General features: G+C 42.5%; 8 protein-coding genes and 2 tRNA genes. 7 read left to right on the forward strand and 3 right to left on the reverse strand.

From position 1 onward, the window contains the following. Positions 1-111 precede the first annotated feature (111 nt). From E8M12_RS03155 to hemN, 6 genes are all read left to right on the forward strand, one after another. A tRNA-Tyr gene (locus tag E8M12_RS03155) sits at positions 112-196 on the forward strand. A gap of 209 nt (positions 197-405) precedes the next feature. After that, positions 406-879 carry a L,D-transpeptidase family protein gene (locus E8M12_RS03160; protein ID WP_136734637.1) on the forward strand — a complete coding sequence of 158 codons (474 nt, stop codon included), beginning with the start codon at positions 406-408 and terminating at the stop codon, positions 877-879. An 845-nt stretch (positions 880-1,724) separates the two neighbouring features. Further along, positions 1,725-2,297 carry a Der GTPase-activating protein YihI gene (gene yihI / locus E8M12_RS03165; RefSeq protein WP_136734638.1) on the forward strand — a complete coding sequence of 191 codons (573 nt, stop codon included), beginning with the start codon at positions 1,725-1,727 and terminating at the stop codon, positions 2,295-2,297. Positions 2,298-2,311: 14 nt separating this feature from the next. Next, entirely contained in the window at positions 2,312-2,818 is a 507-nt protein-coding gene (locus E8M12_RS03170) for a DUF2489 domain-containing protein (RefSeq protein ID WP_136734639.1), read from the forward strand. A 15-nt stretch (positions 2,819-2,833) separates the two neighbouring features. Beyond that, complete coding sequence (locus tag E8M12_RS03175) at positions 2,834-3,145, forward strand: TraR/DksA family transcriptional regulator (RefSeq protein ID WP_136734640.1); 312 nt, start codon at positions 2,834-2,836, stop codon at positions 3,143-3,145. 89 nt (positions 3,146-3,234) lie between these two features. Further along, entirely contained in the window at positions 3,235-4,605 is a 1,371-nt protein-coding gene (gene hemN / locus E8M12_RS03180) for an oxygen-independent coproporphyrinogen III oxidase (RefSeq protein WP_136734641.1), read from the forward strand. A gap of 39 nt (positions 4,606-4,644) precedes the next feature. Here hemN and E8M12_RS03185 read toward each other — a convergent pair whose 3' ends face one another. Beyond that, positions 4,645-5,181: a DUF1285 domain-containing protein gene (locus E8M12_RS03185; protein WP_136734642.1), complete on the reverse strand. Its 537-nt coding sequence runs from the start codon at positions 5,179-5,181 to the stop codon at positions 4,645-4,647. A gap of 200 nt (positions 5,182-5,381) precedes the next feature. Between E8M12_RS03185 and E8M12_RS03190 the strand changes: the two genes are divergently transcribed. Beyond that, positions 5,382-5,457: transfer RNA gene (locus E8M12_RS03190), tRNA-His, on the forward strand. A 205-nt stretch (positions 5,458-5,662) separates the two neighbouring features. On the opposite strand, the gene E8M12_RS03195 is transcribed toward E8M12_RS03190, so the two are convergent. Further along, complete coding sequence (locus tag E8M12_RS03195; RefSeq protein ID WP_136734643.1) at positions 5,663-6,562, reverse strand: phospholipase A; 900 nt, start codon at positions 6,560-6,562, stop codon at positions 5,663-5,665. A 146-nt stretch (positions 6,563-6,708) separates the two neighbouring features. Beyond that, positions 6,709-7,822: c-type cytochrome (locus E8M12_RS16440; protein ID WP_246033995.1), on the reverse strand; the 1,114-nt coding region annotated here is incomplete at its 5' end.

Below are 7,822 nucleotides of genomic sequence, written 5' to 3' on the forward strand. Positions count from 1 at the left end.
CAGTAGTGAAACGCAACAGCGCCGATGGTAGTGTGGGAGTTCCCATGTGAGAGTAGGACATCGCTAGGCTTCCAATTTGAGGAAGACCCGCTAAAAGCGGGTTTTTCGTCTGGAGGGGTTCCCGAGTGGCCAAAGGGATCAGACTGTAAATCTGACGGCTCCGCCTTCGGTGGTTCGAATCCACCTCCCTCCACCATCATTGTTAAAGCCTGCATCATGCAGGCTTTTTTGTTTCTAACAAGAAAAAATTTATAAGCTTTACTAATCTTACTCTATTGATCCACGTTAAGTATTACTAACATACACCAGACCTGATAACGGATTTATCAATAAACTTTCAGTTCTGGTATTCATCCGGGTTTCTTGCTGTTTTGAAAACCAATAACAATCACAGGAGAAGCCGGTATGCCGCGCTTTTTGAATCTGATGTTGTTGTTTCCCTCATTTGCATTCGCAGATATTGATTTAGTGAGGGTCGATAAATCTGAAAATGCAATGTTCCTGATTAGAAATGGAGAAATAGTGCGACGTTATCATGTTGCATTGGGAGAAAATCCCAAAGGCCATAAAATGCAACAAGGAGACGAGAGGACACCCGAAGGGCGTTATACCTTAGATTATGTAAAGGAAGATTCGGCTTACTATCGAGCCATGCACATCAGTTATCCGAATGATGACGATTTATCTAGCGCCAGAGAACGAGGGGTATCTGCAGGTGGATTTATCATGATCCATGGCCAGAGAAATGGCATGGAAAAATTAGCGCCTATAACACAGCAGTATAATTGGACAGATGGCTGCATCGCTCTGACAAATGAAGAAATGGATGAATTTATGGCCCTGGTGGATATTGGCACTCCGATAGAGATTGAATGGTAGCCACGCACCAGTCTAATTTGCCAAGCCCCGATTATCGACGTTACCTGAAAACTTCTGATTAATTTATCCTCTATTTATATCATGGCTATTCGGAGGAAGTGTCATTTATGCTCCTCCTTTGTAAGACATTGACCATAGATGTCCGGGGAAAATACTGAATATTTCTTCGTTACTATTCATAAACCCCTTTAATTATGTCTAGTTACGTGACTGACTTAGATTGAATCTGAAAAAAACTTAATTTCATCGATTGTAACCAAGTGTAACCCACGTAAACTTAAACACAGCTACATGGAGTGGCTAAATTAGAAATCAAATAATGGAATTTCAGTAGGGATGCTGGATGGACATCTGGTAAGGATTACCCTTTAAGCATGGATGGCTTACTTGCTTAGGAATAGCAATTTTACCTCTTTGAGGTTATGGATAGCCAATAAGGCGTCAGGACGACCGAAAAGAAAAAAGAATGTACGGAAACGACATCAATATACGGATAGTTGATAGGGATATATTCAGGCTGGATTGCCAACAATAAAAAGAGCTTGTTAAGAGCTTTTAAAAAGCGATGGGTAACACTATCGCTTTTTTTTCATCTGCAATTTATGTCGTTATACCAATCACTTTAAAACTCACCCGTAGGGAGTTAGTGAGAGGCCCATTTACTGCCCTATATTTCATTAATATAGAATGACTATATCAATGAAATCTATGTTGTAACTGAACCTCTGCCCTAACTCTGAGTTGTGCACAAACTTAATGTGATTGGTATTAAAGTATGATTATCTGGGGTTTTCGGGTGCTTTGCATTAAAATAAGAGCATTATTCATCACGAACCCAAAGAACTATGTCCCGCTCAAAAAAATCCCGCAAAGAAGGCGCTTTAATGAAGGCCATTCTGCCTAAGCGTACCCCGAAGGTAGAAAAGGAAAAGCGTATCCGTAAAAAAACGGGTAATAAATCTGGTTCACGCCAGGACGCAAGTTTACAGAATGATAAAAAATCAAAATTATCATCATCGCCACAGGATCCTCGCTTGGGGAGCAAAAAGCCTATCGCGTTAGGCGTGTCTGAGTCTACGCATCCTAAGCCACCTAAAGCACCCAAGCAGCAAGAAGCGGCTATAGCGCCAATCCGAGTGGTTGATAATACTGATAGTTTAGAGCAAGAGTTACTGGCAATTGAAAATGATGAAAATCTGCAGTTACTTGCGGAGCGTGATGAAGCGGGCGAGATTCTGTCTGAAACTGAGCAGGCTAGGTTGCAAAGTGCAATGACAAGATACCAGGAACTTGTTGCTCTATTGGGTCTGGAGCAAGAAGAAGAGATCTTTGAAGAAGATACTCAAATTAGTGAAGACGCACTATGGGATAAGCTTGATGATTACGATTTCAGTGATTATGAGCAGGACAAAAAATAACAGGGTTGTATAAAGTGTCGAATTTAACAATCAGTTTGTTGGTGCTAGCTGCTGCGATAATTTTTGCCCTGACTGTTTATGCCAGTATGTTGTTATTTAAACTGCGTCATCAAACTAAAATGCAAAAAGCATTAACACTCGAGCAGCAGCAGAAAAGGGCAGAAAAAGATTTAAAAGTAGTATCAAGCTTGCTGATTATTTGTAAAGCCATGCAAGAAAAACAGTGTGATTTATCAGAAGGTTGTTGGCGACTTTCGGTATTAATTGAGTCGATGGAATATTCACTGGACTCACCGAACGAAAGATTCCCTGCTATATTTAGTTTATATAACAAGATTTCGCATATGCCTATTCTTGAGGAAAGGAAGAAGCTTTCCAAAAAAGATAAATTGAAACTGGATCTGGAACGCATGGGCTACGAAGAGGAGCTGGAAGCTGAGATTTTTGCGGATATAGAGCGCTTAATTCCCGATGCACAATATCACCAGCAAACATTGCGAGATCTGACACTTAGCAAATAATAAAGGGGCTGAATTATGTCAGAACTTCTTAAAGTGGAATTCACCAAGCGAATTGTTGAATTACAATCGCGTGTAAATTCGATCCATCAGGATTTCGCTGAAGGTCGAAATGCTGATTGGTCAGAGCAAGCGGGTGAACGAGAAAATGATGAAGTTCTGAATGCGCTGGAAGTCGAAGCTAAAATAGAGATTCAGCAACTTTCAAACGCTATTACCAGGATCGAGAATGGCTCCTATGGCATTTGTCAGGATTGTGGCGAGGATATTGCCACTGAGAGGCTGAAAGTCCAACCTGCAGCGACCAAATGCATACGTTGCGCGGACTGACAACTTTCGTTAAACCTTTTGTCCTGGATCAACTTATTTCTGCTTCATGTGATTTAGACTGACGTTTTTATATAAGTCAGGGCGTTATCATGTCAGCCGTCTCTTTTTCTCAACATGCACTTGTCTCTAAATACAATATGCAAGGACCCAGGTACACGTCGTATCCCACCGCATTAGAGTTTAATGAAACGTTTTGCCGCAATGACTTTGTCAATGCGGTTGCAAATAGCCATAGCCGTGATCTTTCCTTATATATTCATATCCCGTTTTGCCACAGCCTTTGTTATTACTGCGGTTGTAATAAAATAGTCACTCGTCAGCCGCAAAAAGCTGATATCTATCTTGATTACCTGATGCGGGAAATCACTAGCCAGGCCAAACTGTTTCAACAGCACCAGGTAAAACAACTTCACCTCGGTGGTGGCACACCAACGTTTCTTAATGACCAGCAATTAGAATTACTCGTCACTGAACTTAAAAGTCGTTTTTCTTTTGCTACGAACATTGAAATGAGTATTGAAATTGACCCTAGGGAATTTGAATTAGAGCGGATAGCTAACCTCAGGCAGTTGGGCTTTAATCGCTTAAGCATTGGGGTGCAGGATGTAAACGAGACGGTTCAGGAAGCGATTAACCGTAAACAATGTACGAGTCATGTAAAGTCATTGGTTGCTGAGGCGAAACGACAGGGAATTAATTCGGTAAACCTTGATTTAATTTATGGATTACCGCACCAGAGTGCAACTACCATGGCTGAAACCCTGACCGCAGTTGCGGATATGGATCCGGACCGAATTTCTTTATTTAGCTATGCGCACTTACCTAATCGGTTTGCTGCACAACGAAAGATTCATTCTGACTGGCTGCCGGGTGCGACCGATAAACTGCAGCTGATGGAGCAGGCCATTACAGCGTTGCTTGAGATGGGGTATCAGGCCATAGGCATGGACCATTTTGCCAAACCTGAAGACGAGCTTGCAATCGCCCAGCGACAAGGACGCTTGCACCGCAATTTTCAGGGTTACACTACTTTAGGAGAGTGCGATTTGCTTGGGCTGGGTGTATCGTCTATCAGTGCTATTGGCAACTGTCTTACGCAAAATCATAAACAACTATCCGATTACTATAATGCCATTGACGCCAGTACTTATGCGTTAGCAAGAGGTGTTCTGCTAACGGATGAAGACAAGCTTCGTGGTGATATCATAAAACAATTAATGTGTAATTTTGTTCTGGATAAAAAGCATATTGAAAGCAAGTATGAAATTACCTTTGATCAGTATTTTTCTGAAGATCTGGAGAGTTTAAAGCCTTTACAGTCTGATGGCCTGCTGATTGCGGATGAAGAGAAGATACAAGTGAGTGACTGTGGACGATTGTTTGTTCGAAACATATGCATGTCGTTTGATCAGTACATCAAGCCGCAATTAGCAAAAAGTCGCTACTCCAGTATCGTGTAACTGCTTAGGTAATGGCAGAATTTTGATTTCTGCCGCCTGTCATAATTGACCGATAGAAAACGCTTTGCCACCACTATATATCACGGCATTGTCATGGCCGGTTTTTACATCCGTTTCAATCTTGGCAATTTCGGCCCATTGATAATAAATGTTTCGATGTACTCTGGCATATAGATTTCGGCGAACTCTCACCTTTAAGCCGTTATCGTCCGATTCGATAGGGTGTTCAGGTGAGATGAATACCGAATCATTGACGTTGGTAGTGACTTCAATAACCGGTTCTTGTTCAGTGTTAAGGAATTGCCATTGGGTGATTATTAGTGGCTTATCCTCAACTTCTATCCTGACTTTCTCGGCCGGTGTAACCAGATAATAGTGGTCATTTTCAAACCAGAGGACACTGGCAAATAGCCGGACCAATGACTGTCGCGTTATCTCGCTGTTTTGATAAAACCACTCCCCATTTTTATTAATTCTGATTGGTATATCGCCACAAAAAGGAGGGTTCCACTTTTCAATTGGCGGCCCCTGGTTTTCTTGCAGGCTTAGGTTGTTAACGAGTTTTTCTAATGACATATTGGTAAAAAATTTCGAGCCATACGGGTAAGTATAAAGCGATTGAAGCGGGGCTGATAGCCGCTGCTTTATGCAATAAAAATTATTTTAAAAATATCGGTAAGTTTTTGATTCTCGCTCTTGTAATTACAGGTGAAGTTAATATACAATCCGCGCACTGTTTCGGGCACCCGTCCTTTCGCCCGGTGCAGTTTAAAGTGGTGGCTGTAGCTCAGTTGGTAGAGCCCCGGATTGTGATTCCGGTTGTCGTGGGTTCAAGTCCCATCAGCCACCCCATCTTTTATCATCAAAGCCAGCATATATTTTCCAGTAAAGTATCATTTAGCCACGATGCGAAATCACCCGTGATTCCGCAATACCTGATTAGCGTGGGTTCATGTCCTATCAGCACCCCATCTATTTCACAAAACTCTCCGTAAATAAATCAATAAAAAATGTACCGGCCACGAGCGTAATCACCCGTGATTCCACTTCTGAAGATTTAGTGGAAATAAGTATCTAACATAATGCCTAGGCCAATTTTTTGTTGGTTGTGGTCATAATCAATTAAGCTTTCGCCGTATCCATTGAAGTATTGTAAGTAACCTCGCAAGCCGTTCCATATCGGGAACGTCAGGCCAATCTCAACAGCGCCCTTATGGGTGCGAAAGTTCTCTCGAAGCATGACTTCCATCCCCGTATCGCCCCATAGATATACAAACTCTAGCTGGTAGTTTCCCATGTAATCGCGGATATCTGGATTATCATCACCTTCCGGATCCTGAGGGCTAGATTTCTCATCTTCGGGTAATCGATACCATGGCTTGAAAGTTGCCTTAAAATCCGTTTTCTGAAATATAACCTCGCCGTATAGGCGGTTCCAGCTGCGGCTAAGTAGTTGTGAACGGCCATTAGACTGGTGTTCCAGGCCTGTACCCAGGGTAATGTTTCCATCCAGGATTTTCCATGGTGTTTTTACCCGATAGAAAATTTCTGGCTGATAGTTCGTTTCTCGAAATGGTTTGGAAATGTCGTCGGCATAGATTTGCCACCATGATTGTAGAGTAATCCCAAAGTGTAAACTGTCCTGCTCGAACAGGAAGCCCTCATTAACAAGAGGAAATTTGAGGCTTAGCTGGTACTTTGCTTCAATATCTTCAAAGTTATCAGAAAATTCAGGGACGTTTGCATAGGCCTGGTCATTAAAGTTATCCGTGTACGTAATTGGCAGAATGTAATTTCGCTTATGCGGTTTAAGGATAAAGTAACGTGTGTCATAACGAGACTGAGCATTCGGCTCTTGTTGCTTAGTATATTTAGGATCATCTTCAGATGCCTGCATACCGGGTGTGAATAAAAGCGCAATAAAAGAAAAAGCTAACGTACGTAATTGATGGCTCATTGAGTTATTGTTATTTGATACATATAAGGTGGGCTAATTATATCGCAACAATATGTGGATTGAATATTTTCGTGAGATTAGTATTCCTTAAGTCCAAAAACAAAAAAGCCAGGGAGAACCCTGGCTTTCATTTACAGTGTCGTCGTTTATTTTAACGAGGACATATACTCAGCTACCGCTTGGATGTCTTTGTCTGTTAGCTTCGAGGCAATATTCTGCATCATGCTATTCATGTCGTTTGCACGAGTACCATCGCGGAACTTGCCAAGTTGAGCTTTCAGGTAATCAACGTGTTGTTGACCAACAATTGGGAATCCAGCCAGGGCCATACCTTGACCATCTACACCGTGACAGGCAATACAGGCTGTTATACCGCGTTTCGCATCACCACCCTGATACAGGTTTTTACCAAGTTCATTGGCCTCTGCAGCACTCGGTGATACTTTTTGGCTGGCAAAGTAAGCAGCCAGGTTCTGCATGTCAGCTTCAGATAATGGTGCAACCATACCTGCCATCACTGGATCAACACGACCTTCTTCATTGTTACTATCAACCGCCTTTTTGAAATCCATTAACTGTTTGAACAGATACTGTTCATTTTGTCCAGCGAGTTTAGGGTACATAGCTACCATGCTGTTACCATCAGCACCATGACAAGCAACACAGGTAGCAGATTTTTCTTTACCCAGGGCGACATCACCAACATGATTTAGTTTTACTGTCTTCTTAGCTTTCGCCGCTTCTTTAACATCCGCCGGATTTTCCAGGAATGCACCAATATCTGCAATATCCTGCTCTGTCAGGTTAGCAGCTACCTGGTTCATTGCTTCGTTGACTCGACCTGATGCACCGTCTGTATCTGCATACTCTTTAAAGTTGTTAAGCTGCTTAACGATATATTCAGGATGCTGGTTAGACAGGTTAGGGTTGATTAACACCTTGCTGTCACCGTCTTTACCATGACATGCAATACAAGCAGTAATTCCGCGACTCGCATCACCTTTCTCGTAAAGAGTTTTACCCATTGCTGCATCAGCAACAATGGCTGGTGCTGCCGGAGCTGCTGGTGTTGAACCTGCGCTGGCATCATCACCGCTGGCTGCGCGACCTAAACTCTCAAAATATGCACCCAAGTCAGCCATATCCTGATCGGATAAGTTGGCAGCCATAGGCGCCATCACCGGATCTACACGGGAACCGCTTTTGAAAGCTTTTAACTGCTTAGAGATATAATCGGCATGCTGACCAGCAAGGTTTGGG

Origin of the sequence: Thalassotalea mangrovi (assembly GCF_005116735.1) — a bacterium.
Taxonomy (GTDB): Bacteria; Pseudomonadota; Gammaproteobacteria; order Enterobacterales; family Alteromonadaceae; genus Thalassotalea_A; species Thalassotalea_A mangrovi.

What these genes read in the sequence shown, in the direction of transcription:
- E8M12_RS03160 (WP_136734637.1), top strand. Translation starts at nt 406, where the DNA reads ATGCCGCGCTTTTTGAATCTGATGTTGTTGTTTCCCTCATTTGCATTC.
- yihI (WP_136734638.1), top strand. Translation starts at nt 1,725, where the DNA reads ATGTCCCGCTCAAAAAAATCCCGCAAAGAAGGCGCTTTAATGAAGGCC.
- E8M12_RS03175 (WP_136734640.1), top strand. Translation starts at nt 2,834, where the DNA reads ATGTCAGAACTTCTTAAAGTGGAATTCACCAAGCGAATTGTTGAATTA.
- hemN (WP_136734641.1), top strand. Translation starts at nt 3,235, where the DNA reads ATGTCAGCCGTCTCTTTTTCTCAACATGCACTTGTCTCTAAATACAAT.
- E8M12_RS03185 (WP_136734642.1), bottom strand. Translation starts at nt 5,181, where the DNA reads ATGTCATTAGAAAAACTCGTTAACAACCTAAGCCTGCAAGAAAACCAG.
- E8M12_RS03195 (WP_136734643.1), bottom strand. Translation starts at nt 6,562, where the DNA reads ATGAGCCATCAATTACGTACGTTAGCTTTTTCTTTTATTGCGCTTTTA.